Genomic DNA, 25154 nt, shown 5'->3' with positions numbered 1-25154 from the left:
CGGCCCTGGCCGCGACATCTTCTGAGGCCGTGAACACCAGGGCCTGCGCGCTTTCGCGAAAAGCTGTCGCGGCCGGGTCCGCTCCCACAGTGGATCGGCGGGACCTCAGTAATATCCGCTCTCGCCGGGGATCGGGTTGTCCTCGCCGGAGCCGTCCAGCGCGTCGCCCGCGCTGTTCGTGGGGCGCTGGCGGGTGGGATCGTGTTCGTCGTGGTCGTCGCGCAGGTGCACCTGCGCACGATGGCGCGCGACGAGCAGGGCCGTGATCGCCGCGCCGATGCCGATGCCCACGGCGAGACTCACGCCGGGATGACGACGCACGCCGCGACCGGCGCCCACGAACGCGTCCGAGGCGAGCGCCCCGGCGCGGCCGGCGTACTCGCGAGCGGCACCCAGCGCCTCACGCGGATGATGACCCGTCGCCGCGCCGGCGATCCGGTGCGCGCGGCCAAGGATTTCTTCGCCTACGCTCTTGCTGCGGAAAAATGTCATGACAGTTGGCCTCCTTCGTTCGAGGCGACCAACGTGCCGTCCGCGACGTGACGCGAACGTGCGCCGCGCATGACGACGACGCCAGAATGGCGCCATCGCGTCAGGGCAGGCTATCCAGCCACGCCTGGTCCGTCCCTTCTTCCACGCCCTCGAACAGGAAGGTCGACAGGTACCGCTCGCCCGTATCCGGGAGCATGGCGAGGATGACGCTGTCCTTCTCCGCGTCCTTCGCCACTTCCAGCGCGGCGGCGACGGTGGCTCCGGCGGACACGCCCACGAAGATGCCCTCCTCCTGCGCCAGCCGGCGGGCCGTGTCGCGCGCGACCACCTCGTCGATCGGGACGTTCCGGTCGAACACTTCGCGATTGAGCACGTCGGGGACGAAGTCCGGCGTCCAGCCCTGGATCTTGTGCGGCGACCACGGCTTGCCCGAAAGCAACGGCGCGGCCGTCGGTTCAGACACCACGATCTTCACGTCGGGGCGGGCCACCTTCAGCACCTCGCCCACGCCGGTGAGCGTGCCGCCAGTGCCCCACCCGGTGACGAAGGCGTCGAGGCGGCGGCCCGCGAAGTCCTGCATGATCTCCGCCGCGGTGGTGTTGCGGTGGTAGGCCGGATTGGCGGGATTCTGGAACTGCCGGGGCAGGAACCACCCGTGCTTCGCCGCGAGCTCCTCGGCCTTGCGCACCATGCCGCTACCGCGCTCGGCGGCCGGGGTGAGGATCACCTTCGCGCCATACGCGCGCATCAGCTTGCGGCGCTCCACCGAGAAGCTGTCCGCCATCGTCGCCACGAACTTGTAACCCTTCGCCGCGCAGACCATCGCCAGCGCGACGCCGGTGTTGCCGGAGGTCGCCTCGACGACGGTGTCGCCGGGCTTGAGCAGACCCTTGCGCTCGGCGTCGAGGATCACGGCGATCGCGAGGCGGTCCTTGACCGATCCGCCCGGGTTGAAGGATTCGACCTTCGCGTAGAGCGTGACATGGGCCGGAGCGATACGGTGCAGGCGCACGATGGGCGTGCGGCCGATCGTGTCGAGGATGCTGTCGTAGATCATGGCGTCGATCCCGTCGCGGAAAGGTAGGAGCCCTTCAATCTACTCCCAGCGAGCGCGGGGCGACAAACCCCCGGGGCATGAGGCAGACTGCCCGCCCATGACCCGCCTCCCCCTGCTCGTCCTCGGCCTGTTCGCGACCGCCACCGCGTCCGCGCAGGATTTTCCGCGCACGCCGTCCGAGTACCTGCGCTGGATGGATGCCGACGGCGACGGCCGCATCGACGAAACGGAATACGTGCGTTACATGAGCCAGGGCTTCCTGCGCATGGACGTCAACGGCGACGGAGTGCTCGACGCGAACGACGGCCCCACCCGCCCCGGCGCCCGCCCTGTCCACCTCGACGCATTCCAGCGCAGCCTGATCCACCAGTTCCACAAGCTGGACCGCAACCACGACGGCTACCTCGACGCGAAGGAACTCGCGCAGCCGCCGATGTAGCCGTCACGGGATTCGGTTACCCTCTGCCGACCCTGGGGAGGGATGGATGAATACGACCGAGCTGTTCCTGATCGCGATGACGATCATTCTGGGCGTGCCTTACCTGATCTGGCGCGTCTTCCGCACCGACCATTGGGCACCGCTGGTGGTCGTGCAGATCGTCACGGGCATCGTGCTCGGGCCCGGCGTGCTGGGCAAGGTGTTTCCCGATTACTACACGACGGTGTTCGCGCCACCGGTCATCGGTGCGCTCAACGGCATCGCGTGGTGGGCGGTGATCGTGTTCGTGTGGATCGCCGGCATCGAGCTCGACCTGCGCGAAGTGTGGCGCCAGCGCCGCGAGTGCGGCACGACGGCGGCGCTCGCGCTCGGCGCGCCGCTCGCGACGGGATGCCTCGCCGCCATGGGCATGCTCGCCTGGCGGGAAGGCTGGATCGGCGAGACGGCCACCACGTGGCAGTTCGTCCTGGGCATCGGGATGGCCTGCGCGGTCACCGCGTTGCCCATCCTCATCCTGTTGATGGAGAAGCTCGACATCCTGCGCGAGCCGCTCGGTCAGCGCGTGCTGCGCTACGCGAGCCTCGACGACATCGCCATCTGGGCGGTGCTGGCGATCATCCTGCTCGACTGGAAGCGCGTGGGTCACCAGGTGGCCTTCCTGATCGGCTTCGCCGTGGCGGCCTGGCTGTTCCGACGCCTGATGGCGCGCCTCAGGGAAGTCGATCGCTGGTACGTCGGCCTCGTCTGGCTGGCCGCCTGCGGCTACGGCGCCGACTGGTCCGGATTGCATTACATGGTGGGCGCCTTCCTCGCCGGTACCGTCATGGACCGCGACTGGTTCACGCTGGAGAACCTCGACAAGTTGCGCCACCACGTGCTGCTCGTGATCATGCCGGTCTTCTTTCTGTCGACCGGGCTGCGCACGAACTGGTCCGTCGGCGGTGCCGCCGTCTTCGGCGCGGCGGCGCTGCTCCTGGTCGCTTCGATCGCGGGGAAGCTGGCGGGTGTCGGTCTCGCGGGCCGGATCCTCGGCTGGGCGCGCGGCGACGCGTGGACGATCGGCTGGCTGCTGCAGACCAAGGCGCTGATCATGATCATCTTCGTCAACATTCTGCTCGACCGCCACGTGATCAGCAGCGAGACGTTCACCGCCCTTCTGCTGATGGCGGTGGCGAGCACCATGCTCACCATGCCGTTCGTGAAGCCGGGCCTGAAACGGCTCGTGTGACCCCCGGCCGGCGGGCCGGGAAACCTGAGCTAATTCGCAAGCTTCATCGTATGATGTGACGGAATCGACTCTTACGCGACGGTCGGGACGTGCGTTTGGACAACCAGCTCTGGGAAAGCAAGTATCACGAAGCCGTGGAGCGGTTGACCCGTGAGGAGGCGCAATGGCGCTCCGCGGAGTCCCTGCTGCGCCAGCTCGTCGGATGCCTGGGTCGCGTGGCGCACGGCGCGCACGATCAGGTCGATCCGCACATCGAACGTCTCTCGGCGGCGCTCGGTGGCCCCATGGAGCCCATCGCGCTCGAGCCCCTGGTCAACGAACTCGCGCAGGCCATCCACAGCCTGGGCGACCGGCCGCGTGGCGCGCGCGAAGAACGCTCGGTCGCCATCACGCGCCCGCAGCGCACGGAGCACGGCTCGTCGGTGCAGTCGGCCCTGAGTCGTCTGGTCGACCGCATCGTGGTGATGCCGCGCCTCACCGACCGCGCCAACGACCTGCGCCACGACGTGGCGGACGCCGGCGACCTGGTGGCGCTGGCGGCCTGCGGCGACCGGCTCGCCGACCTCGTCAACGAACAGCGCCTTGGCCTGCAACGCGAGATCGACGCGCTGCAGGGCGTGCTGCGGCACGTGACCGGCCGTCTCGACGAGATGAGCCAGTACATGTCGCGCGAGCTGGTCGACCAGTCGAACGGCGAAGCGAACGGCCAGGCCCTCGACGCCTCGGTGGCGCACGAGATGCGCCTGCTCGGCGAAGCCGCCCTCGAGATCGACGACGTGCACGAGCTGCGCGAACGCGTGAACGCCAGCCTCGAAACGATCACGCACTGTTTCCGCGATTTCCGCGACCGCGAGGGCGCGCGCCTCACCGCGTACCGCGCCCGCGCGGAGAAGATGCGCCAGCGCATCGAGCAGCTCGAGACCGAGCGCAACACGCTGCAGCGCTCGCTCGAGCGCGAGCACGAGCTCGCTCAGACCGACACGATGATCGGCATGCCCAATCGCCTCGCCTACGAGAAACGCATCGAGGCGGCGTTCGAAAGCTGGCAGACGACGTCGCGCCCCCTGAGCATCGCGGCGATCGACATCGATCACTTCAAGAGCATCAACGACACCTACGGCCACACCGCCGGCGACGCCGTCCTGCGCATCATCGGCCAGGCGTTGCTGAAGCACGTGCGGCCCTGCGACTTCGTCGCCCGCTACGGCGGCGAGGAATTCATCGTGGTGTTCGACGGCGCCGACGAGAACGAGTCCCTCCAGGTCTGCGAGCGCCTGCGCGGCAAGATCCAGCACCTGGCCTTCCACGCGAGCCGCCAGTCGGTGCGCGTCACCGCCTCCATCGGCCTCGCGCAGTTCCAGCCCGGCGACACCCCCCAGTCCGTGTTCGACCGCGCCGATCTGGCGCTGTACACGGCGAAGAACGGTGGCCGCAATCGCTGCGTGGTCGGCTGAGGACGACGACCCGACCGACGCCCGCGGCGAATTCAGGCCGCGACGTTGAAGACGTGACCGACCACCGACGTCACGGCCATCGCCAGCGCGCCCCAGAACACGACGCGAGCGATGCCGCGCAGGATGTTGCCGCCGCCCATGAACGCCGAGGCGGTACCCAGCAGGGCCAGCGCGAGCAACGACACCGCGAAGGTGACCGGCGCCACCTGTTCGCGCGACGCCAGGGCGGCCGCCGCGATCGGCAGGATCGCGCCGCACGAGAAACTCAGGGCCGACGCACCGGCCGCCTGCCAGGGACGGGCGGCGGTGGTCACCGAGAGGCCGAGCTCGTCGCGCGCATGTGCTTCCAGCGCGTCGTGCGCCATGAGCTGTTCGGCGACGGTACGCGCCAGCGGCCGGTCGAGGCCGCGCTGCACGTAGATCTCCGCCAGTTCCTTGTGCTCGCCGGTCGGGTCGTCGCGCAGTTCGCGCTGTTCGAGATCCAGCTCGGCCGCTTCGCTGTCCGCCTGCGAACTGACGGACACGTATTCGCCCGCCGCCATCGACATCGCGCCGGCGACCAGGCCGGCGACACCGGCGATCATGATGTCGGAGCGGCTCGCCTGCGCGGCGGACGCGACGCCTACCATCAGGCTGGCGGTCGACAGGATGCCGTCGTTCGCGCCGAGCACCGCGGCGCGCAACCAGCCGATGCGTTCCAGTCGATGCTGCTCGCGATGGCGGAAGCGCGGGATCATGCGCCGGGCTCCTGTTCGTCGTGTTCGACACGCTCCTCCAGACGCGTCACCATCCAGCCGACGAGCAGCGCGCAGATCGTGCCCAGGATCACCTCGCCGAACCGGAACAGCGGAATCTCCCAGAGCGGCCCCTCGGCCGGCACGAGCAGCACGATGGCCGTGGTGATGCCCGCGATCCGCGCGGCCTGCGCGACGTTCGCCGCCCAGCACACCAGGGTGACCGCGGCGAGCGCCAGCGCGAACGAGAGCACGTCGCCACTGTGCCCGAGCCACAGGCCGGCGAAGCCCGCCGCACCACCCAATGCGGTGCCCAGGCAGCGGTCGCGGCTCGCGCCGCGCGATTCCAGATAGCGCGGCTGGGTCACCGCCAGGGCGCTGATCGCCGCCCAGTAGGCCTGTTCGGTGTGCAGCGCGTGGCCGATCGCGAACGCCACGCTGGCACCGAGCGCGCCCTTGAACGCGAGGAACGAGCCGGTCCGCAGCCGCTTGCCGAACGGCAGGTCGCGGAAGAGACGCTCGAAGACCCGCTGCGCGCGCCGCAACCGGACGACACGCAGGGCGGCTTCGGCACGGGAGAGAGGCGCGTCCGGTGGACTCATGCGCCCATCCTACCGACGCCGTCGACGCGCTGCCAACGACACCGCACAATACGCCGCCGCGGCCGCACCGGCCGCCCCTGCCCCAAGAAGATTCCGGCCCATGTCCATCTCGATGTACCAGACCTCCGTGCCCGTCCTCGTCCGCGCGCTGAAGAACCTGTCCGGCGTGCTCGCCAAGGGCGCCCAGCACGCCGCCGATCGCAAGATCGCGCCGGAGGTGCTGCTCAACACGCGCATCACCCCCGACATGTTCCCGCTGATCCGCCAGGTGCAGATTGCCACCGACATGGCCAAGGGCGCCGTCTACCGCCTCGCCGGCGTCGAGCCGCCGAAGATGGAAGACAACGAGACCTCGTTCGAGGAACTGCAGGCGCGCATCGCGACCGTGATCGGCATGATCGAAGGCTTCACGCCGGCGCAGATCGACGGCAGCGAGGATCGCGAGATCGTGCTGAAGCTGCGCAGCGGCGACATGCACTTTCGCGGGCAGGATTACCTGCTGGGCTTCGTGCTGCCCAACGTGTATTTCCACGCGTCGACGGCGTACGCGATCCTGCGCGGCGTGGGCGTCGTGCTGGGCAAGGCGGATTTTCTCGGGAAGGCTTGATCGCGCGCGATGCGGCGAGGCGGTACCGACCGCCTCGCCGTGGGTACCGGCGTTCGCCGGTACGACGGCCGAGGGCCCCTCAGGCCTTCAGCTTCCACCCGGTACGGAAGATCCACCAGACCACGCCGAGGCACAGCACGAGGAACCCGACGGTCGCGCCGACGCTCACCGCGATGTTCACGTCGGCCTCGCCGTAGAAGCTCCAGCGGAAGCCGTTGACCAGGTACACGACCGGATTGAACAGCGTGATCTTCTGCCACACCGGCGGCAGCATCGAGATCGAATAGAAGCTGCCACCCAGGAACGTCAGGGGCGTGATCACCATCAGTGGAACGACCTGCAGCTTCTGGAAGTCGTCGGCCCACAGGCCGATGATGAAACCGAACAGGCTGAAGGTGACGGCGGTGAGGATGAGGAAGCCGATCATCCAGAACGGATGCAGGATCTCGTAATCGACGAAGATGCGCGCCGTGGCGAGGATGAGCAGTCCGAGGATCACCGATTTCGTGGCCGCGGCACCCACGTAACCGAGCACCACCTCCACGTACGACACGGGCGCGGAGAGCAGTTCGTAGATCGTGCCCGCCCACTTCGGCATGTAGATGCCGAACGACGCGTTGCTGATGCTCTCGTTGAGCAGCGACAGCATGATCAGGCCAGGGATGATGAAGGCCCCGTAGCTCACGCCGCCGATGTCGCCCATGCGCGAACCGATCGCCGCGCCGAACACCACGAAATAGAGCGAGGTGGAGAGCACCGGCGAGGCGATGCTCTGCATCAGCGTGCGGAAGGTGCGGGCCATCTCGAAGCGGTAGATCGCGCGAACGCCGTGGATGTTCATGCGTGCGTCCTCACGAGGCTCACGAAGATGTCCTCCAGCGAGCTCTCGCTCGAATGCAGGTCCTTGAAGTCGATGCCGAGCGCGTTGAGCTTGCGCAGCAACTCGGCGATGCCGGTGTCCTCGCCCTGCGCGTCGAACGTGTACGTGAGGCAGCTGCCGTCGGCCGACAGTTCGAGCGGCCAGTGCCCGAGCCCTTCCGGTACCGCCTGCAGGGGCGTCTGCAGCTGCAGCGAGAGCTGCTTCTTGCCGAGCTTGCGCATCAGGGTGGTCTTTTCCTCCACCAGCACGAGTTCGCCGTGGTTGATGACGCCGATGCGATCGGCCATCTCCTCGGCTTCCTCGATGTAGTGCGTGGTCAGGATGATCGTGACGCCCGACTCGCGCAGGCGGCGCACCATCTGCCACATGTCGTGGCGCAGTTCGACGTCGACGCCGGCCGTCGGTTCGTCGAGGAACAGCACGCGCGGTTCGTGCGCGAGCGCCTTGGCGATCAGCACGCGACGCTTCATGCCGCCCGAGAGCGTCATGATCTTCGAGTCGCGCTTCTCCCACAGCGACAGTTCGCGCAGGATCTTCTCGAGGTATTCCGGGTTCGGCGCCTTGCCGAAGAGTCCGCGGCTGAACTTCACGGTCGCCCAGACGCTTTCGAACGCGTCGGTCGAGAGCTCCTGCGGCACCAGGCCGATCAGGCTGCGCGCGGCGCGGTAGTCGCGCACGATGTCCTGCCCATCGACGGTAACCGTGCCTTCGCTGCCGTTGACGATGCCGCAGACGATGCTGATCAGCGTGGTCTTGCCGGCGCCGTTGGGGCCGAGGAGCGCGAAGATCTCGCCGCGCCGGATGTCGAGGTCCACGCGCTTAAGCGCCTGGAAGCCGGATTTGTACGTCTTGGACAGCCCACGCACCGCGACGATGGCGTCGGGTGCGGTGATCGATGCGTCGAGTGGCGACATGGGAACCCGTATGGCCGTGGGTAAGGCGTCCGATGGTAGACCCATGCCGTTGGCCTGCCTACCTCGCGATGCCCGCGGGAGCGCGGTATGGCACCATCGGCGACATCCTTCACCTGACTGGCATCCCATGACGATCTCGACGTACGACGCCTCCGTCCCCGTTTTCACCCGCGGCTTCCGCGTGCTGGCCGACCTCCTCGCCAAGGCCGAGGCCCACGGCGGCACCGATCTGATCGAGGCGCGCCTCGCGCCGGACATGCTGAACCTCGCCGGGCAGATCCAGCGCGCCAGCGACACGGCCAAGTTCGCCGTCGCCCGCATCGCCGACGTGCAGCCGCCGTCGTTCGAGGACAACGAGGCCACCTTCGACGACCTGCGCAAGCGTATCGACGACACCGTGGCCTGGATCGGGTCGGTCGACCGCGCGGCGCTCGAAGCCGGTGCGAACCGCGACCTCTCCCGCAAGATCCGCGACAGCGAGTACACGTTCACCGGCACCACCTACCTGCTCACCTTCGCGATCCCGAACTTCTTCTTCCACGTCACCACCGCGTACGACATCCTGCGCCACAAGGGTGTGGCGATCGGCAAGCTGGACTACCTCGGCCTCGACAAGTGAGCGACGGTCGGCCGCGCTGCGCCTGGGGCGACGCGGACGACCTCATGCGCGCGTACCACGATCGGGAGTGGGGCGTTCCCGAGCGCGACAGCCGCAGGCTCTGGGAGAAGCTGATCCTCGACGGCTTCCAGGCGGGGCTGTCGTGGCGGACGATCCTCGCCCGTCGCGACGGCTTCCGACGAGCCTTCGACGGCTTCGATCCGGAGGTCGTGGCCCGCTACGGCCCGGCGGACACCGAACGCCTGCTGGGCGACTCCGGGATCATCCGGTCGCCGTCCAAGATCGCCGCGACGATCCGCAACGCCCAGGCCTTCCTGGCGATGCGCGACTCCGGCGAGGACTTCGCGGACTTCGCCTGGAGCTACGTCGGGGGCCAGCCGCTGCGCTGGGAGGGACCGGTGCCGCCCAACAGCCCGCTCTCCGCCAGACTGTCGAAAGACCTCAAGAAGCGGGGCTTCACCTTCGTCGGGCCCACGATCGTCTTCGCCTGGATGGAGGCGACCGGCCTGATCGACAGCCATGTCCCGACCTGCTTCCGGCGTAAGGAAACGGCCGGAAAAGCCTTGCCACACAAGGGTTAACGGGTTTTTTAGCCGGATCGGCGTAGCGTTCGGTCAGGGGTCGCGACAGCGGCCCCCTCCGTCTGGCCCACCTTTGATAGCGAGGGTTCCATGGCTTCCAGCTCCGCCCAACTGTTCATTCCGTACAGCGAATCGACACAGGGACCGTGGATCGTACGCCGTGCTTCCCTACCCCTCGGCCGTTACGCCTCGCAACGCATGGCCATCACGGCCGCCGAGGCCATGGCCCCCGGCCTCTCCGACAGCCTGGGCCGCCCGGTCGAGATCCACGTGCAGCAGGCGGACGGGACGTGGGAAGAGCACACCTACGTCGTCGCCGGTCTCGTGGCCCAGGGCAACGTGCCGTCGGCGGGAGTCAATCGCCACCTGTGAGCGATCGTGGGGTGAGACGGCGATAGGGTAACCTTGCAGGGTTATCCGCCCCTCTCTTCCCCTTCCCGATGCTCACCGACGACACCAAAGCCGCGATCCGCGCCGCCTATGCGCGGCTGAAGGACGGCCTTGCGGGTTTCCGCGGGCGCGCGGCGCAGCTGAAGATGATCGCCGAGGTCGCCAAGGCGCTGTCCGAGCCGGCCGGCGCGGCGGTGATCGAGGCCCCGACCGGTACCGGTAAATCCATGGCGTACCTCATCGGTGGCCTCGAGGTCGCGCGCGCGCAGAAGAAGAAGCTGGTCATCGCCACCGCGACCGTCGCGCTGCAGGAGCAGCTGGTCCAGCGTGACATCCCACAGTACCTCTCGTTGTGCGGCGTGGAGGCCAAGGTCGCGCTGGCCAAGGGCCGTGCTCGCTACCTGTGCGTGCGCAACCTGCGCATGGCGGGCTCGGAACCCGCGGCCCAGACGGGCTTCGATTTCGACGCGGACCTCGCGCTGTGGTCGCGCCCGCCCGCCGAACGCGACACGAAGGCCGTCGAGAAGCTCGGCAAGGCGTTCGAGGCGCGCGAGTGGAACGGCGACATGGACACCAGCCCGGAGCCGGTCTCCGACCTGGTACGCGGCATGCTGACGACGAGCGCGGGCGGCTGCACCGGCCGCAAGTGCGGCGCGTTCGCCGTGTGCCCGTTCTTCGTGGCGCGTCGCGCCATCGGCGAGGCCGACATCGTGGTCGCCAACCAGGACCTCGTGCTGGCCGACCTCACCATGCCACGCGACGAGGACACCTTCGGCGGCGTGATCCTGCCTAAGCCGGAAGACACCCTCTACATCTTCGACGAGGCGCACCACGTGCCCGGCAAGGCCATCGACCGCGGCGCGGCCGACGTGCACCTCGCCACGGCCGTCCGCCGCATCGGCCGCCTGCAGAACCAGATCCACGGCGCCTATTCGCTCACGGACAAGGAGAGCATCGGCAACCTCACGCTCGAAATGGGCGACGAGAAACTGCTGCTGATGTCGAACGCGCTGGAAGAGATCGAACGCGAGATCCGTCTGTCGTGGACGCCGTCGTCCAGCGAGACGGAGCCGGTCTTCCGCGCCTCGCTGGGGCAACTTCCGGAGAACTGGAAGATGCACGCCGACCACCTGCACCTGATCACGAAGGACATCCAGCGCTGGCTGCGCACGGTGCGCCGTACCGTGGTCGAGATGGAAGCCGGCGGCCCGACGCAGGAAGCGCTGTCGCGCGAACTGGGCGTGGCGCTCGAGCGCCTCGACCGGCAGGTGCGCACCTGGTACGCGTGGTCGACCGACGATCGCGAGAACGCGCCGCCGCTCGCGCGCTGGGTCAGCATGACGCCCGAGCAGCAGCTCGTGTGCCATGCCTCGGCCGTCTCGGCCGGCGGCCTGCTGCGCAGCGTGCTGTGGGACAACGCGTCGGCGGTGGTGATGACGTCGGCCACCCTGAGCGCCGGCGGCAACTTCCGCGGCTTCGCCGATTCGGTCGGGCTGCCGAACGAGGCGGTCACGATCAGCCTGCCCTCGCCCTTCGACCTGGAGAACCAGGCGACGCTCAGCGTGCCTGCGCTGAAGACGATGCCGGACGATCGCGAGGGCCATGCGCGCGAGGTATCCGAGTGGCTGGCGAAGCACCTCGACTGGAACAGCGGCAACCTCGTGCTGTTCACGTCGCGGGCGAAGCTCGACCGCGTCCTGCAGATCCTGCCCATCGAATTCGTGCGCAAGGTGCGCGCGCAGGGCTCGCTGTCGAAGGCGCAGCTGATCGCGGAGCACAAGGAGGATATCGAAGCCGGCAAGGGCAGCACGCTGTTCGGCCTCGCGTCCTTCGGCGAGGGTCTCGATCTGCCCGGCAAGCTGTGCGAGACGGTCGTCGTGACGCAGCTGCCGTTCGCGGTGCCGACGGACCCCGTCGGTGCCACGTATGCCGAGTGGCTCGAATCGCGCGGCCGCAACCCGTTCATCGAGGTGAGCGTGCCGGACGCGACGCGCATCCTCACGCAGTACTGCGGCCGCCTGATCCGCACGGAGACCGATACCGGACGCATCGTGCTGCTCGATCGTCGCGTGATCACGAAACGCTATGGCACGGGCATGTTGCGCGCGCTGCCGCCGTTCGCGCGCGACATCGAGCGCGTCGCATGACGATCGTTCGCTTCGACGAACTCGAGGCCGTGCCGTGGAAGAATGGGCTCGGCATCACGCGCGAGATCGCGGCGGCGCCCGCAGGCGCGTCGATGGACGCGTTCCTCTGGCGCGTGAGCATCGCGGACGTCGATACCGCGTCGCCCTTCTCGCGATTCCCCGGCATCGACCGCACCATCGTGCTGCTGGAGGGCGACGGTTTCACGATGACGCTCGACGGCACGCGCACGCATGCGCTGACCGTCCCTTGCGAGCCCTTCGCGTTCCCGGGAGAGGCGCACGTAGCCGTCGCGCTGGCCGGTGGTGCGACGCGCGACTTCAACCTGATGGTGCGGCGTGGCGCGGCGACGGGTGCCGTCGAGGTGCTGCGCGGTGCCAGGGCGATCGATGCGGCCGGTGCCGTGCTCGTCCACGTCGCGGCTGGGACCGGCGTGATCGACGGTGTGACATGCGCTCGCGGCGACAGCGCGCTGCGGCCAGGGCGGATCGCGCTGGATGACGGTGCCGTGGTGCTCGTCGTGCGCATCGCCTGATCCACACGTCCAGTCCGGAGGGTGGGAGCCGATCGTATCGGCGATCCGGCGTCAGCCGGCAGGCTCGCCTGGTGCCGCCCGGGTCCACAGATCGACCGCCGTGAGCTGGAACGCCACCGACGGAACCGCGCGCTGCCACGCCTCGATCCCCGGGAACACGTCGCGCAGGTCGCGCACGAAGGCGTCGAATCCCTTGTCGAGTTCGGATACCACCAGCGTTTCCTCTCCTTCGGCATGGAAGAATAGGAAAACGCGGTCGTAGGCGATGTCGCGATTACCCGCCTCCACGCGCGTCACGCGTTCCACGGAAAGCTCGCGCACATGCAGGCGCGCCGGACGATGCACGATGCACCGCGTGTCGGCATCGAAGCGCACACCCACGCCTTCGACGAGGCGCTCGCGCCATCGCCGCAACAACGGCCGGCGTACTGGAACGACAGGATTCCCCATGCGATCGGCCCGCCCCCGAACGGTTCGATTCAAACGACGTTCACTCCCGATGGGCATCGTAGGAGGTCGTCCCGCCGGAATCCAGACCGTCATGCGCCACGTCTTCACATTCATCGCGGCATCCATGGTCGCCTCCGCCTCCCTCGCGAGCACCCCCGTCACCGCCGTCGCGAACCTCGACCTCGATCGCTATGCGGGGACCTGGCACGAGATCGCCCGGCTGCCGATGTACTTCCAGCGCAAGTGCACGGGTGCCGTCACCGCCACCTACAAGCCCTTGCCCGACGGTACGGTCGCGGTGCACAACGCCTGCGATACCGGCAGCGGCGAGCGCATCGCCAGCGATGGCGTGGCACGTCGTCCCGAGCCCTATGCGCGCGGCAAGCTCGAAGTGCGCTTCGCGCCGAAGTGGCTCTCGTGGATTCCGTTCGTCTGGGCCGATTATTGGGTCATCGCGCTCGACGACGATTACCGCTGGGCCATGGTCGGGCAACCGGGACGGAAGTATCTGTGGATCCTCTCGAGAACGCCGGCCATGGACAAGGCGACGTTCGACTCGCTGAAGCAGCGCGCGACGGCTATGGGCTACGACCTTTCACCGCTGATCGTTTCCGGGCAAGTGAACGACGGCGGTCCGGCTCGCTAGAATCGGCGGCATGACCGACGCCCCCTGCCCCTGCGATTCCGGCAAGCCGTACGCCGCCTGCTGCGGCCCGTATCACGATGGTTTCGCCGCGCCCACGGCCGAGGCGCTGATGCGCTCCCGCTACAGCGCCTATGTCCTCGGACGCGAGGACTATCTCCTCGCGTCGTGGCACGCGACCACGCGCCCTGCGTCGCTGGGACTCTCCACCCAGTCACCGAAGCCGACGTGGCTCGGTCTGTCGGTGAAGCGACACGACAACCCCACGCCGGATACCGCCATCGTCGAATTCATCGCGAGCATGCGCGTCGGCGGCGGACGCGCCGAGCGCATGCACGAGGTCAGCCGCTTCGTGCGCGAGGACGGGCGTTGGTATTACGTGGACGGCGACCTGTCGTGAACCGTGTCGACACCGTCGTGTGCGAAGCGATCGCGTCCATGCGCTTGCTCGTCGTCGAATACGGGGGTGCGACGCGACTGGTGCAACCGCATGTGTACGGCGACGATAAGGCGGGCGACCGGTTGCTGAGTGCCTGGCAGGTGACCGGCGGCAGCGCGTCCGGCGCGGCCACCGGTTGGAAGTTCTTCCGGATGGATCGCGTGACGTCGGTCGCGCTGAGCGAACGGCGCTTCCATGCGCCGCGGCCGGAGTTCCAGCGAAACGACGGGGCCTTCTCGCGGATCCTCTGCCAGGTGGGCGGGTAGCCCGGCGATACCTGGTCCGGTCAGATGATCGAACGCGTGACGCCGCCGTCGACGCGGACCGCGGCGCCCGTGGTGCCCGAGGCCTGCTCCGAGGCCAGGTACACCGAAACGTTCGCGACCTCCTCGACGCTGAGCAGCCGCTTGATCAGCGACGTCGGACGATGCGTCTGGATGAAATCGCGCTCGACGTCCTCCTGCGACTTGTTCTGGTCCTTCGCGATCTTGCCGAAGAAGTCGCTGACGCCTTCGGACAGCGTGGGACCCGGAAGCACCGCGTTCACCGTCACGCCCGTGCCGGCCAGCACTTCGGCCAGGCCGCGCGACACACCGAGCTGCGCCGTCTTCGTGACACCGTAGTGGACCATCTCGCCCGGGATCTGCACGGCCGATTCGCTGGAGATGAACTGCACGCGACCCCAGCCGCGATCCTTCATGCCCTTCGCGTAGTGGCGCGACAGACGCACGCCGGAGTTCACGTTCACTTCGAAGAAACGCGACCACTCGGCATCGTCGATGTCGAAGAAGTCCTTCGGCTCGAAGATGCCGAGGTTGTTGATGAGGATGTCGGTATCGGGCACCGCCTCGATCAGCGCGGCCGCGCCTTCGGCGGTGCCGAGATCGGCGGCGACGCCGGTCACCTTCGCACCTGTCGCGGCCTTCTTCACCGCGGCGATGGCTTCGTCGACGCGCGCCTGCGTGCGACCGGTGATGACCACGGAGGCGCCGGACTGCGCGAGGCCGGTGGCGATGGCGAGGCCGATGCCCGCGGTGGAACCCGTGACGATGGCGCTGCGGGTCGAGAGGTCGATGTTCATGGCGTGCTCCGGGAGCGAAGGGATGGAATGACCCTTTCCATGCTCGGGGCGTGGCGCCCGGGAATCAATCGCTCCAAAGGCAAAAGAGTCTGGCGCGCAGGCCAAGAACGACGGTTTCGATCAGGGCGCGAGGAACTCAGACCGCGACGCGCGTCTCGCCTGCCGGGACGCCGTTCGGTCCGAAGCGGCGCTCCATGACGACGGTGCGGTTCGCGTCGTCCACCAGGATCACGGTGGACGCGCGGGTACCGTAGGCCTCCCCGACGATGAAGGCGCTGGAAAGGAAGCGCTCGCGCTCGATGCCGATGCCCGTATCGGGAAGCACGTCGTCGGGCCAGCGGCCCTGGTCGGAAAGCATCGCGAACAGCGCGTCGGTGTCGTCCTCCGCGCCGGCCGCCAGCCAGTCCTCCAGGCGATGGGTGAGCGCGCGGGTCTTCGGCCACGGCGCGTTGAAGTCGGCGTTGCTGAGCCCATGCACGCCCGGTTCGACCGGCTGCGCCCGCGCGCTCGGATGATTGCCGAGGTAGTACGCGTCGTGCGCGTCGAACGTCAGCAGGTTGAAGGGCCGGTAGTCGCGTGCGGAGGCCATCAATTCCACGGCGTGCTCGCGCGCCGGGACGTTGGACCCGAGGTAATCGGCGACGAGCAGGCCGCGCGAGAGCCCGCTGTGATCGGCGGTGAGGTCGCGCACGTTGGTGATGACGCTGACACGCCCCTGGGCGCTCGCGCCGGCCCAGGTTCCGCCGGCTTCGAGATCGCGACCCGCGACGATCTGCGGCGCCTCGTCCCACGCGGCCAGGGGCGCGGTGGGTCGGGCGTGGAATTCGTCGCGATTGCCGACGAGGACGAGGCGCCAGCGCGGATGCGCGCGCCATGCGAAGGCGATCAGACACATGGGGGCGTGACCCGGGAGAACATGCGCCTATTGTGGTTGCCACCGGCGGCGGGGCCAAGGGCAGGCGCCGCGCCGGTGAGCCTCCAAGAGCAGACTCAAGCCGCGACCGTGGCCTTGGCGCGCTTCGCCGCCAGCATGCGTGCGATGGATGCCGCCGCTTCCCGACCGTCGTAGACCGCGCGGACCACGAGGTCGGCGCCGCGGACGTTGTCGCCGCCGGCGAAGATCCGCGGGTTGCTGGTCTGCAGCGGCAGGCGGCCTTCGCCGCCGGCGACGATGCGGCCGCCGCGGTCGCGCTCGATGCCGAAGGCGTCGCACCAGTCCGGCGGGCTCGGCTGGAAACCGAACGCCTGGATCACGACGTCGGCCCGCAGCTCGGATTCGCTACCGTCGACGTTCTGCGGGCGCGGTCGGCCGTCGGCGCCTTCGACGAGCTGCGTCTCGACCACGCGCACCGCCGTGACGCGATGTCCGTCGCCCACCAGCGCGACGGGCTGCCGCTGGAAGAGGAACCGGACGCCCTCCTCCCGGCTGTAGCCGACTTCGCGGCGCGAACCGGGCATGCTTGGCTCGTCGCGGCGATACACGCAGGTGACCGACGCGGCACCGAGACGGATCGCGGTGCGGTTGCAGTCCATGCCGGTGTCGCCGCCACCCAGCACGACGACGTGCTTGCCCGCGAGGTCGTATTCGGGAGCGGGCGCTTCGTCGCGAAGCAGCCGTTCCGTGTTCGCGATGAGGAACGGCAGCGCGTCGTGCACGCCCTGGAGGTCGCGCCCTTCGAGCTGGCCGTCCACGTAGGTATACGCGCCCGTGCCGACGAAGACCGCGTCGTAATCCGCGAGGAGTTCGTCGAACTCGATGTCGCGCCCGATCTCGACGCCGAGGTGGAAACGCACGCCCATGCTTTCCAGCACCATGCGGCGCGTACGCACCACCGATTTGTCGAGCTTGAACGGCGGAATGCCGAAGGTGAGCAGGCCACCGATTTCATGCTGGCGATCGAACACGTGCGCCTCGATGCCCGCACGACGCAGGCGGTCGGCGCAGGCGAGACCCGCCGGGCCGGCGCCGACGATGGCGACGCGCGCGCCGGTCTCGCGCACGCGCGAGAGATCGGGACGCCAGCCCTGTCGGATCGCCTCGTCCGTGACCCAGCGCTCCACGCTGCCGATGGTCACGGCGCCGAAGTCACCCTGCTCGAGCGTGCACGCGCCTTCGCACAGGCGATCCTGCGGACAGACGCGACCGCAGATCTCCGGGAGCGGATTGGTCTCGTGCATCAGCGTCGCGGCTTCGAAGAGCCGGCCGTCCTGCACGAGCTTCAGCCAGTTCGGAATGTAGTTGTGGACCGGGCAGGCATGCTCGCAATACGGATTGCCGCAATCGATGCAGCGGCCGGACTGCGAGGCGGCTTCCGACGACGCGAAGTCACCGGAGATCTCGCCATAGCCGAGCACGCGCACCGCCACCGGCACCGTCCGCGGCGTCTGCCGCGGAATGTCGAGGAATCGGAAGTCCTTCGCGCTCATGCGGCACTCCGCAGTTCTTCGGCCAGCGCGTCGAGACTCGCCGCCTTGGGTTTCACCAGCCAGAAACGCTGCAGCAGGCCGCGGAAATCGCCGAGGACGCGACGGCCCCAGGCGCTGCCGGTAAGTTCGGCGTGGCGCGCGATGAGCTGACGCAGGTGCTGCATGTAGTGCTCCATGCCTTCGTGCGAAATGCGGACGATGTCGACGAGCTCGTGGTTGTAGCAGTCGACGAAGTTACGCTCGGTGTCGAGCACGTAGGCGAAACCACCCGTCATGCCCGCGCCGAAGTTCAGGCCGGTGCGGCCGAGCACCGCGACCACGCCGCCCGTCATGTATTCGCAGCAGTGGTCGCCCGCGCCCTCGACGACGGCCAGCGCACCCGAGTTGCGCACGGCGAAGCGCTCGCCCGCCTGGCCGGCGGCGAACAGTTCGCCGCCCGTCGCGCCATAGAGGCAGGTGTTGCCGATGATCGACGCGTCCTGGCTGGCGAACGGCGAGTCGGCGGGCGGGCGCACGACGAGACGCCCACCGGCCATGCCCTTGCCGACGCCGTCGTTGGCCTCGCCGATGAGCTCGATGTGCACGCCGGCGGCGTTCCACGCGCCGAGGCTCTGCCCCGCCGCGCCGGAGAGGTGGAGGTTGACCGGCTTGTCGCCCATGCCGGCATCGCCCCAGCGGCGCGCGACGTCGCCGGACAACCGCGCCCCGATCGCGCGATCGGTGTTGACGATCGGGTAATGGAACGTACCGCCGAGACCGTCGGCGACCGCCGCGCGCGTGTCGGCGGCGATACGGTTGGCCAGCGACGCGGGATCGCGCATCGGATTGCGCGCGAACGTGCAGGCGAAATCCACCTGCGTGCCGAGGCCGTCCTCACCGATCAGCGGCGAGAGGTCGAGGCGTTCTTGCACCGGCGTCACGCCGTCGCGCTGCTCCAGGCGTTCGCTCTGGCCGATGAGTTCGGCCAGCGACCGCACGCCGAGGCGCGCGAGATGACGACGCACGTCTTCCGCGATGAAGCGGAAGTAGTTCATCACCATGTCGGGCAAGCCGAGGAAGTGCTTCTGACGCAGCACGGGATGCTGCGTGGCGACGCCCGTCGCGCAGTTGTTCAGATGACAGATGCGCAGGTACTTGCAGCCGAGCGCCACCATCGGACCGGTGCCGAAGCCGAAGCTCTCCGCGCCGAGCATTGCCGCCTTGATGACGTCGAGGCCCGTCTTGAGGCCGCCGTCGGTCTGCAGGCGAACGCGGCCGCGCAGGTCGTTCAGGCGCAGCGTCTGCTGCGTTTCGGCGAGACCGAGTTCCCACGGCGTGCCGGCGTATTTGATCGACGTGAGCGGGCTCGCGCCGGTACCGCCGTCGTGGCCGGACACCGTGATGAGATCGGCACCCGCCTTGACCACGCCGGCGGCGACCGTGCCGACGCCCGCGTGCGAGACGAGCTTCACGGAGACCAGCGCCTGCGGGTTCACTTCCTTCAGGTCGTGGATCAGCTGCGCGAGGTCTTCGATCGAATAGATGTCGTGGTGCGGCGGCGGCGAGATCAGGCCGATGCCGGGCTTCGCGTAACGCAGACGCGCGATGGTCGCGTCGACCTTGTGGCCGGGAAGCTGACCGCCTTCACCAGGCTTGGCACCCTGCGCGATCTTGATCTGCAACACTTCGGCGTTGACGAGGTACGCCGGCGTGACGCCGAAGCGGCCCGACGCCACCTGCTTGATCTTGGAGGCGCGATCAGTGCCGTAGCGCGACGGGTCTTCGCCGCCTTCGCCTGAGTTGCTGCGCGCGCCGAGGCGATTCATCGCGATCGCGAGCGCCTCGTGGGCCTCCGGCGACAACGCGCCGAGCGACATGCCCGCGGAATCGAAGCGCCGCAGGATGGCCTCGACGGGCTCCACCTCGTCGAGCGGCACGGGCGTCCCCTCGCGCGGCACGAGCAGGTCGCGCAGCGCGGAAGGCGGACGCGTGTCGACGTGTCGCGCGTACTTCTCGTAGTCCGCGTAATCGCCCGTGCGCACGGCCACCTGCAGGCTCGCGATCACGTCCGGACCGTACATGTGGAATTCGCCGCCGTGCACGTACTTGAACAGGCCGCCGGCGCGGAGCGACTGCGCCTCGTCCCACGCCTCGGCCGCGAGCAGACGCTGCTCCTGCTCGAGGTCGTCGAACGTGGAGCCGCCGATGCGCGACGGCGTGCCGGGGAAGCACAGCGCCACGACTTCCGGCGCCAGGCCCACGATCTCGAACAGCTGCGCGCCGCGATATCCCGCGACGGTGGAAATGCCCATCTTCGACAGGATCTTCAGCAGGCCCTTGCGGATGCCGCGGCGGTAGTTGCGGCCGATCTCGCGCGGGGCGCCTTCGCCGTTGCGGATGTAACCGCTGCGGCCCATGTCGAACAGGCTCTGGTACGCCAGCCACGGATAGATCGCGGTGGCGCCGAAACCGATCAGGCAGGCGAAGTGGTGCGGATCGCGCGGCGTCGCAGTCTCGACCATGATGTTGCACTGGCAGCGCAGGCCCGTGTCGACGAGGCGCGCATGCACCGCGCCGGTCGCCAGCAGCGAGTGGATCGGCAGCAGGTCGCGTCGCGGGTAACGATCGCTGAGGAACACCACCCTGACGCCGCCGCGCACGGCGGCCTCGACGTCGTCGCAGATGCGACGCAGCGCCTGCTCCAACGTTTCGCCGGCGCCGTACATGAGATCGAAACGCGGGGTGTCGGCGTAATCCGGGTTCGCGAGGATCTGGCGCAGCTTGCGCTGGGAAAGGATCGGCGAGTTGAGCAGGATCTGCTTCGCGTTCTCGGGACCGAGATCGAAGATGTTGCGTTCCTGACCGATCTGCGTCACGAGCGACATCACCAGGCGCTCGCGCAGCGGATCGATGGGCGGATTCGTCACCTGGGCGAAGCCCTGGCGGAAGCGGTCGAACAACGGACGGATCTGCCGCGAGAGCACCGCCATTGGCGTGTCGTCGCCCATCGAGCCGGTCGCTTCGGCTTCCGTCTCCGCCAGCACCTTGAGCACGGATTCGCTCTCTTCGCGCGAGAGGCCGTAGAGTTTCTGGTAACGACGAAGCTCGTCGGCCGGCAGCGGCTCGGCGGCGAGGCTGGGATCGATCAGGTCGGATTCGAGGTAGGTGACGCCGTCGCGCAGCCAGTCGCGGAACGGCGCGCGGGCGCGGTTGATCGCGTCGATGTCGGCATCGCGCAGCAGGCGGTGCTCGCGGAAGTCGACGGCGATCATCTCGCCCGGCGCCAGGCGTCCCTTCGCGACGATACGCGAGGACGGAACGTCCCAAAGGCCCGCTTCGGACGCCACGATCAGGTGGTTGTCGTCGGACAGCGCCCAGCGCGCCGGACGCAGGCCGTTGCGGTCGAGCGTGCATGCCGCGTAGCGGCCGTCGCACATCACGAGGCCGGCCGGGCCGTCCCACGGCTCGCTGTGCAGCGCGTAATACTCGTAGAAGGCCGCGAGGTCTTCGTCGATGTCCTCGCGCGCCGCGTACGCCGGCGGCACGAGCACGCGCATCGCCGTCAGGAGATCCATGCCGCCCATCAGCAACACTTCGAGCGCGTTGTCGAGGCTTTCCGAATCCGAGCCCTTCTGCCGCACGAGCGGACCGATGTCGGAGAGGTCGACGCGCTCCGACCGCATGACGGAAGTGCGTGCCTGCATCCAGCGACGGTTGGCGCGGATCGTGTTGATCTCGCCGTTGTGCGCGAGGAAGCGGAACGGTTGCGCGAGCCGCCACTGCGGTGACGTGTTCGTGGAGAAGCGTTGGTGGAACACCACGGCGTCCGCCACGAGCGCGGGATGTTTGAGATCGGGATAGACATCGCGGAGATGACCCGGCGCGGCCATCGCCTTGTAGCCGACGACTTCGCCGGACAGCGACACCACGTAGAAATGCTCGTCGTCGGCCAGCGCGAGTTCGGCGCGGCGGCGCGCACGGAACAGCGCGGCCTCGAACGCGGACGGCGACAGCTCGTTCGGCGCGTCGACGAACACCTGGCGCACGCGCGGCATCGAGGCCGCGGCGAGCGGTCCGCAGGCCGACGCGTCCACGGCCACGTCGCGCCAGCCGGCGACGCGGAGTCCGACGTTGGCCAGTTCGTCCTCGAGCACACGCGCCGCGGTCTCGTCGCCCGCGGGATCGAGGAAGACGACGCCGCTGGCGAAATGCGTCGCCAGCGCGATGCCCGCTTCGCCCGCGAGCGCGCGCAGCCACTCGACCGGGCGGCGCACGAGCACGCCGCAACCGTCACCGCTGACGCCATCGGCGTTGACGCCGCCACGGTGGGAAAGTTTCGCCAGCGCGGCGAACGCGGTATCGACCAGCGACGCGCTGGCGTGGCCGTCGATCTGCGCCACGATGCCGAAGCCGCAGCTGTCGTGTTCGAACGCCTCGTCGTAGAGGCGCGGAGTGCCTTGCTTCACCGTCCGCCTCCTGGGGCATTGGGTTGGTGCTGGGTCGTTGCGTGCACGTGGCCCCGCGACCTGGAACGGTCGACTTTCACGTACACGCGGAGGGCATACGGCTCACTTTAGACATATTTGCGGCGTTGCGTCAAAGTTTTTGGACGTCCAAACGAAATTCTTACGGGTATGGTCGTGACAAGCGGGCGCGTAGGAGCGGACCTGGCCGCGACAGCTTCTCGCCCCGGTCATCGTGCTGGCGCGCCAGCTCGCAGGTTCAGCCTCGACAGCTGTCGCGGCCGGGTCCGCTCCTACAGTCGGGGCGCGATGGGTAATAATCGGACGATGCGCCCATTCCACCGCCTGCCCCTCCTCCTGACCCTCGCCACCGCCGCTCTCGCACCCGTCCCGCCGGCCCGCGCCGCGCAGGAGGGCAAGGCCCGGGCCGAGCAGGACGACGCCCGGCAGAAGCTGGAGGGGGTCCGCAAGGACATCGACGCGCTGACGCGCGAGCAGCGTGAGACGGCGAACAGCCGCGACGCGGCCAACGCGGCGTTGGCGAAACAGGCCGAGCAGGTGTCGGCGGCGGCCCGGGCGGTCCGCGACACGGATACCGAACTCGAGCATCGCCGGCACGACCTGGAACAGCTCAACGCCCAGCGGGCGGCCATCCAGGCCGGCCTCGATACGCAGAAAGGGGCGCTGGGCGACCTCCTGCGTGCCACGTACACCCTCGGCCGGGGCTCCGACCTCCAGCTGCTGCTGGGCGACGAGGACGTGAACCGCATTTCCCGCGCGCTGGCGTACTCCCGTTACTTCCAGGAGAACCGCGTCGAGCGGATTCGGGCGCTGCTCGCGGATCTTTCCCGCCTGCAGGAGGTCGAAGCCGCCATCACGGCCGAACAGCAGAAGCTCGAGGCCACCCGGAAGGAGCGCGAGCAGCGCGCGGCGGAGCTGGAGAAACAGCGCGCGTCGCAGCAGAAGCTCGTCGCCGAAGCCGACTCGAAGTACAAGGACCAGGCCCAGCGCATGGCGGCCCTTAAGCAGAACGAGCAGGACATGAACGCGCTCGTCGCGCGCCTGCAGAAGGTGATCGACGAGGCCGCGAAGGCGGCCGAGGCGCCGCCCCCCGCGAAGGGCGCGCCAAGCGCGCCGGTCGGCAACCTGCGCGGCAACCTGCCCTGGCCCGCGAGCGGGCCCGTGCACGCATACGGCAACGGCGTGATCATCGTCGCGCCGCGCGGCAGCGAGGTGAAGGCGGTCGCGCGCGGCCGCGTCGTGTTCGCCAGCTTCCTGCGCGGCTACGGCATGATGATCATCGTCAACCACGGCAACGGCTTCATGAGCATGTACGGCAACAACGAGACGCTGCTGCACGGCGTGGGCGACACGGTGGAGGCCGGCCAGGCCGTCGGCACCGCCGCGGCGCCCGCCGGCGACAACGGCGCTTACTTCGAGCTGCGCCAGGGCGGCAAGCCCATCGACGCGCGCGCATGGCTCGGCAAACGGCATTGAACACGGAGACAGGCATGCGCCAGCACCCCCTTCGCCTCGCCCTCGCGCTCGCCCTCGGCGTGCTGGCGATTCCCGCCAGCGAGGCCCAGCAGGCGAAACCGGTACGGCAGCCCGACGCGCCCGCCGCGTCGTCCACCACCGCGGCGGCCGTGGTGCAGCAGGCCGACGACACGGTGAGCCTGGAGGACATCCGCAATTTCACGCGGGTGTATCACATCGTGCAGCAGGCCTACGTCGAGAAGCTCGACAACAAGAAGATCATGAACGCCGCGATCGGCGGCATGCTGCAGAACCTCGATCCGCACAGCGAATACCTCGACAAGGAAGGCCTCGACGAACTCGACGAGGACACCACCGGCCAGTACGGCGGGCTCGGCATCGAGGTGCTCCAGGTCGACGGCATGCTGAAGATCGTCGCGCCCATCGACGATACGCCGGCCTCGCGCGCGGGCATCAAGCCGGGCGACACGATCCTCAAGGTCGACGGCATGGTCGTCGACGGGCAGAACATCGACGACGCGTTCAAGAAGCTGCGCGGCGATCCGGGCAGCAAGATCGTGCTGACGATCCTCCACGAGAAGTCGGACAAGCCGATCGACATGCCGCTGGTGCGCGAGCGCATCAACGTCACCAGCGTGAAGGTGCGTCCGCTGGAGCCGGGGTACGTCTACATCCGCCTCAGCCAGTTCCAGGAAGACACCTCCACCGATCTGGACCGCAAGCTCTCCGACTACATCAAGAGGAACGGCGCGCCCAAGGGCGCGGTGCTCGACCTGCGCTCCAATCCGGGTGGTCTGCTCACCACGGCGGTCGGCGTCGCGGACACGTTCCTCGACAGCGGCACCATCGTGACCACGAAGGGCCGGCTGCCCGACGCCAACCTGCATTTCGACGCGCACCCGGGCGACCTGCTCAAGGGTGCCCCCATCGTGATCCTCGCCGACAACGGCACCGCGTCGGCGGCGGAGATCGTGTCCGGCGCGCTGAAGGACAACCATCGCGCGCTGATCATGGGCCGCCGCACGTTCGGCAAGGGCGTCGTGCAGACGGTGATCCCGCTCGACGAGACGCATGCCGTGAAGATCACCACGGCGCGCTATTACACGCCCAACGGCACCTCGATCCAGGCCGAGGGCATCAAGCCCGACATCGCGCTGGCCGATCTTTCGGTGAACAAGTCGGATGCCGCGCCCCAGCTGATCGGATCCGAGGCCGACCTGCGCAACCACCTGGCGAACGAGAAAGCCTCGACGGGCGATGCGACGACGAGCGACGACGACGGAAAGCTCGCACTCGAGGACTACGCGCTCTCGCAGGCGCTGAACGTGCTCAAGGGCTTGGCGCTGAACCGCACCCGGTGACGCCATCGGAGCGTCCCTGCCACGAGCTGGCGACCGGGGCGAAAGGCGGTCGCGGCCGGGTACGCTCCAACGGCGGTGGCTGTGGGAGCGGACCTGGCCGCGACAGCTCCCGAGGCCGAACCTGCGAGCTGGCGCGC

25 protein-coding genes are annotated in these 25154 nt (G+C 68.6%); 14 read left to right on the top strand and 11 right to left on the bottom strand.

The features are described from left to right. Positions 1–105: 105 nt before the first annotated feature. On the bottom strand, positions 106–492 hold the full coding sequence (locus BMY69_RS03320; RefSeq protein ID WP_090175325.1) for a hypothetical protein: 387 nt from the start codon (positions 490–492) through the stop codon (positions 106–108). Positions 493–592: 100 nt separating this feature from the next. Continuing rightward, positions 593–1549, bottom strand: coding sequence for a cysteine synthase A (gene cysK / locus BMY69_RS03315; RefSeq protein ID WP_090175324.1), 957 nt, complete (start codon positions 1547–1549; stop codon positions 593–595). A 97-nt stretch (positions 1550–1646) separates the two neighbouring features. On the opposite strand from cysK, the gene BMY69_RS03310 reads away from it, so the two are divergent. The 3 genes from BMY69_RS03310 to BMY69_RS03300 all read left to right on the top strand — a co-directional run bounded on the left by BMY69_RS03310 (position 1647) and on the right by BMY69_RS03300 (position 4670). Beyond that, complete coding sequence (locus tag BMY69_RS03310; protein ID WP_090175323.1) at positions 1647–1988, top strand: EF-hand domain-containing protein; 342 nt, start codon at positions 1647–1649, stop codon at positions 1986–1988. A 46-nt stretch (positions 1989–2034) separates the two neighbouring features. Next, on the top strand, positions 2035–3216 hold the full coding sequence (locus tag BMY69_RS03305) for a cation:proton antiporter (protein ID WP_090175322.1): 1182 nt from the start codon (positions 2035–2037) through the stop codon (positions 3214–3216). Positions 3217–3305: 89 nt separating this feature from the next. Next, positions 3306–4670 carry a GGDEF domain-containing protein gene (locus tag BMY69_RS03300; protein ID WP_143070374.1) on the top strand — a complete coding sequence of 455 codons (1365 nt, stop codon included), beginning with the start codon at positions 3306–3308 and terminating at the stop codon, positions 4668–4670. 32 nt (positions 4671–4702) lie between these two features. On the opposite strand, the gene BMY69_RS03295 is transcribed toward BMY69_RS03300, so the two are convergent. Both BMY69_RS03295 and BMY69_RS03290 read right to left on the bottom strand, forming a co-directional pair. Continuing rightward, positions 4703–5407: a VIT1/CCC1 transporter family protein gene (locus BMY69_RS03295; RefSeq protein ID WP_090175320.1), complete on the bottom strand. Its 705-nt coding sequence runs from the start codon at positions 5405–5407 to the stop codon at positions 4703–4705. After that, positions 5404–6006 carry an FUSC family protein gene (locus BMY69_RS03290; RefSeq protein ID WP_090056185.1) on the bottom strand — a complete coding sequence of 201 codons (603 nt, stop codon included), beginning with the start codon at positions 6004–6006 and terminating at the stop codon, positions 5404–5406. Before BMY69_RS03290 ends, BMY69_RS03295 begins: the two co-directional genes overlap by 4 nt. A 100-nt stretch (positions 6007–6106) precedes the next feature. On the opposite strand from BMY69_RS03290, the gene BMY69_RS03285 reads away from it, so the two are divergent. After that, positions 6107–6613: a DUF1993 domain-containing protein gene (locus tag BMY69_RS03285; protein WP_090056183.1), complete on the top strand. Its 507-nt coding sequence runs from the start codon at positions 6107–6109 to the stop codon at positions 6611–6613. A gap of 79 nt (positions 6614–6692) precedes the next feature. Here BMY69_RS03285 and BMY69_RS03280 read toward each other — a convergent pair whose 3' ends face one another. Together BMY69_RS03280 and BMY69_RS03275 are read right to left on the bottom strand one after the other, a co-directional pair. Next, the gene (locus BMY69_RS03280; RefSeq protein WP_090175319.1) at positions 6693–7454 is read right to left on the bottom strand and encodes an ABC transporter permease; all 762 of its coding nucleotides are present in this window, start codon (positions 7452–7454) and stop codon (positions 6693–6695) included. Beyond that, entirely contained in the window at positions 7451–8407 is a 957-nt protein-coding gene (locus tag BMY69_RS03275) for an ABC transporter ATP-binding protein (RefSeq protein ID WP_090056181.1), read from the bottom strand. The genes BMY69_RS03280 and BMY69_RS03275 overlap by 4 nt, the downstream gene beginning before the upstream one ends. Positions 8408–8534: 127 nt before the next feature. Between BMY69_RS03275 and BMY69_RS03270 the strand changes: the two genes are divergently transcribed. From BMY69_RS03270 to BMY69_RS03250, 5 genes are all read left to right on the top strand, one after another. After that, a complete protein-coding gene (locus BMY69_RS03270; protein ID WP_090056180.1) occupies positions 8535–9026 on the top strand; it encodes a DUF1993 domain-containing protein in 492 nt (163 codons plus the stop codon). Then, positions 9023–9607, top strand: coding sequence for a DNA-3-methyladenine glycosylase I (locus BMY69_RS03265; protein WP_255364445.1), 585 nt, complete (start codon positions 9023–9025; stop codon positions 9605–9607). Before BMY69_RS03270 ends, BMY69_RS03265 begins: the two co-directional genes overlap by 4 nt. Before the next feature lie 90 nt (positions 9608–9697). Beyond that, a complete protein-coding gene (locus BMY69_RS03260; RefSeq protein WP_090056177.1) occupies positions 9698–9979 on the top strand; it encodes a DUF2188 domain-containing protein in 282 nt (93 codons plus the stop codon). Positions 9980–10047: 68 nt separating this feature from the next. Beyond that, positions 10048–12144, top strand: coding sequence for an ATP-dependent DNA helicase DinG (dinG, locus tag BMY69_RS03255; protein ID WP_090175318.1), 2097 nt, complete (start codon positions 10048–10050; stop codon positions 12142–12144). Continuing rightward, positions 12141–12677, top strand: coding sequence for a HutD/Ves family protein (locus tag BMY69_RS03250; RefSeq protein WP_090175317.1), 537 nt, complete (start codon positions 12141–12143; stop codon positions 12675–12677). The genes dinG and BMY69_RS03250 overlap by 4 nt, the downstream gene beginning before the upstream one ends. 51 nt (positions 12678–12728) lie before the next feature. Here BMY69_RS03250 and BMY69_RS03245 read toward each other — a convergent pair whose 3' ends face one another. After that, positions 12729–13127 (bottom strand): hypothetical protein, encoded by a 399-nt coding sequence (locus BMY69_RS03245; RefSeq protein WP_143070373.1) that lies wholly within the window; start codon positions 13125–13127, stop codon positions 12729–12731. 91 nt (positions 13128–13218) lie between these two features. Here BMY69_RS03245 and BMY69_RS03240 point away from each other — a divergent pair, with 91 nt between their 5' ends. Genes BMY69_RS03240 through BMY69_RS03230 form a run of 3 tightly spaced genes read left to right on the top strand, consistent with a single transcriptional unit; the run spans position 13219 to position 14475 of the window. After that, positions 13219–13773: a lipocalin family protein gene (locus tag BMY69_RS03240; protein WP_090175315.1), complete on the top strand. Its 555-nt coding sequence runs from the start codon at positions 13219–13221 to the stop codon at positions 13771–13773. Between the two features lie 10 nt (positions 13774–13783). Next, positions 13784–14170, top strand: coding sequence for a YchJ family protein (locus BMY69_RS03235; RefSeq protein WP_090175314.1), 387 nt, complete (start codon positions 13784–13786; stop codon positions 14168–14170). A 38-nt stretch (positions 14171–14208) separates the two neighbouring features. Then, positions 14209–14475, top strand: coding sequence for a hypothetical protein (locus BMY69_RS03230; protein WP_139206096.1), 267 nt, complete (start codon positions 14209–14211; stop codon positions 14473–14475). A gap of 20 nt (positions 14476–14495) precedes the next feature. On the opposite strand, the gene BMY69_RS03225 is transcribed toward BMY69_RS03230, so the two are convergent. From BMY69_RS03225 to gltB, 4 genes are all read right to left on the bottom strand, one after another. Beyond that, on the bottom strand, positions 14496–15290 hold the full coding sequence (locus BMY69_RS03225) for an SDR family NAD(P)-dependent oxidoreductase (RefSeq protein WP_090175313.1): 795 nt from the start codon (positions 15288–15290) through the stop codon (positions 14496–14498). A 136-nt stretch (positions 15291–15426) separates the two neighbouring features. Continuing rightward, positions 15427–16185, bottom strand: a complete 759-nt coding sequence (locus tag BMY69_RS03220) for an NRDE family protein (RefSeq protein WP_090175312.1) — start codon at positions 16183–16185, stop codon at positions 15427–15429. A gap of 95 nt (positions 16186–16280) precedes the next feature. Further along, positions 16281–17717, bottom strand: a complete 1437-nt coding sequence (locus tag BMY69_RS03215; RefSeq protein ID WP_090175311.1) for an FAD-dependent oxidoreductase — start codon at positions 17715–17717, stop codon at positions 16281–16283. Next, on the bottom strand, positions 17714–22162 hold the full coding sequence (gltB, locus tag BMY69_RS03210; protein WP_090175310.1) for a glutamate synthase large subunit: 4449 nt from the start codon (positions 22160–22162) through the stop codon (positions 17714–17716). The genes BMY69_RS03215 and gltB overlap by 4 nt, the downstream gene beginning before the upstream one ends. 324 nt (positions 22163–22486) lie before the next feature. On the opposite strand from gltB, the gene BMY69_RS03205 reads away from it, so the two are divergent. Continuing rightward, complete coding sequence (locus tag BMY69_RS03205; protein WP_090175309.1) at positions 22487–23656, top strand: murein hydrolase activator EnvC family protein; 1170 nt, start codon at positions 22487–22489, stop codon at positions 23654–23656. Positions 23657–23670: 14 nt separating this feature from the next. Next, complete coding sequence (locus tag BMY69_RS03200) at positions 23671–25017, top strand: S41 family peptidase (protein WP_090175308.1); 1347 nt, start codon at positions 23671–23673, stop codon at positions 25015–25017. Positions 25018–25154: the final 137 nt, after the last annotated feature.

Source organism: Luteibacter sp. UNC138MFCol5.1 (assembly GCF_900110505.1).
Taxonomy (GTDB): Bacteria; Pseudomonadota; Gammaproteobacteria; order Xanthomonadales; family Rhodanobacteraceae; genus Luteibacter.
Note: the sequence above shows the minus strand (reverse complement) of the source record. Positions and strands in the feature narration are given on the sequence as shown.

Coding starts and splice junctions, on each gene's coding strand:
- BMY69_RS03295 (WP_090175320.1), bottom strand. CDS start 5,407: ATGATCCCGCGCTTCCGCCATCGCGAGCAGCATCGACTGGAACGCATC.
- BMY69_RS03260 (WP_090056177.1), top strand. CDS start 9,698: ATGGCTTCCAGCTCCGCCCAACTGTTCATTCCGTACAGCGAATCGACA.
- cysK (WP_090175324.1), bottom strand. CDS start 1,549: ATGATCTACGACAGCATCCTCGACACGATCGGCCGCACGCCCATCGTG.
- BMY69_RS03230 (WP_139206096.1), top strand. CDS start 14,209: ATGCGCTTGCTCGTCGTCGAATACGGGGGTGCGACGCGACTGGTGCAA.
- BMY69_RS03200 (WP_090175308.1), top strand. CDS start 23,671: ATGCGCCAGCACCCCCTTCGCCTCGCCCTCGCGCTCGCCCTCGGCGTG.
- BMY69_RS03205 (WP_090175309.1), top strand. CDS start 22,487: ATGCGCCCATTCCACCGCCTGCCCCTCCTCCTGACCCTCGCCACCGCC.
- BMY69_RS03245 (WP_143070373.1), bottom strand. CDS start 13,127: ATGGGGAATCCTGTCGTTCCAGTACGCCGGCCGTTGTTGCGGCGATGG.
- BMY69_RS03285 (WP_090056183.1), top strand. CDS start 6,107: ATGTCCATCTCGATGTACCAGACCTCCGTGCCCGTCCTCGTCCGCGCG.
- BMY69_RS03290 (WP_090056185.1), bottom strand. CDS start 6,006: ATGAGTCCACCGGACGCGCCTCTCTCCCGTGCCGAAGCCGCCCTGCGT.
- BMY69_RS03235 (WP_090175314.1), top strand. CDS start 13,784: ATGACCGACGCCCCCTGCCCCTGCGATTCCGGCAAGCCGTACGCCGCC.
- BMY69_RS03250 (WP_090175317.1), top strand. CDS start 12,141: ATGACGATCGTTCGCTTCGACGAACTCGAGGCCGTGCCGTGGAAGAAT.
- BMY69_RS03280 (WP_090175319.1), bottom strand. CDS start 7,454: ATGAACATCCACGGCGTTCGCGCGATCTACCGCTTCGAGATGGCCCGC.
- BMY69_RS03270 (WP_090056180.1), top strand. CDS start 8,535: ATGACGATCTCGACGTACGACGCCTCCGTCCCCGTTTTCACCCGCGGC.
- BMY69_RS03275 (WP_090056181.1), bottom strand. CDS start 8,407: ATGTCGCCACTCGACGCATCGATCACCGCACCCGACGCCATCGTCGCG.
- BMY69_RS03240 (WP_090175315.1), top strand. CDS start 13,219: ATGCGCCACGTCTTCACATTCATCGCGGCATCCATGGTCGCCTCCGCC.
- BMY69_RS03305 (WP_090175322.1), top strand. CDS start 2,035: ATGAATACGACCGAGCTGTTCCTGATCGCGATGACGATCATTCTGGGC.
- BMY69_RS03320 (WP_090175325.1), bottom strand. CDS start 492: ATGACATTTTTCCGCAGCAAGAGCGTAGGCGAAGAAATCCTTGGCCGC.
- BMY69_RS03220 (WP_090175312.1), bottom strand. CDS start 16,185: ATGTGTCTGATCGCCTTCGCATGGCGCGCGCATCCGCGCTGGCGCCTC.
- BMY69_RS03225 (WP_090175313.1), bottom strand. CDS start 15,290: ATGAACATCGACCTCTCGACCCGCAGCGCCATCGTCACGGGTTCCACC.
- dinG (WP_090175318.1), top strand. CDS start 10,048: ATGCTCACCGACGACACCAAAGCCGCGATCCGCGCCGCCTATGCGCGG.
- BMY69_RS03310 (WP_090175323.1), top strand. CDS start 1,647: ATGACCCGCCTCCCCCTGCTCGTCCTCGGCCTGTTCGCGACCGCCACC.
- BMY69_RS03215 (WP_090175311.1), bottom strand. CDS start 17,717: ATGAGCGCGAAGGACTTCCGATTCCTCGACATTCCGCGGCAGACGCCG.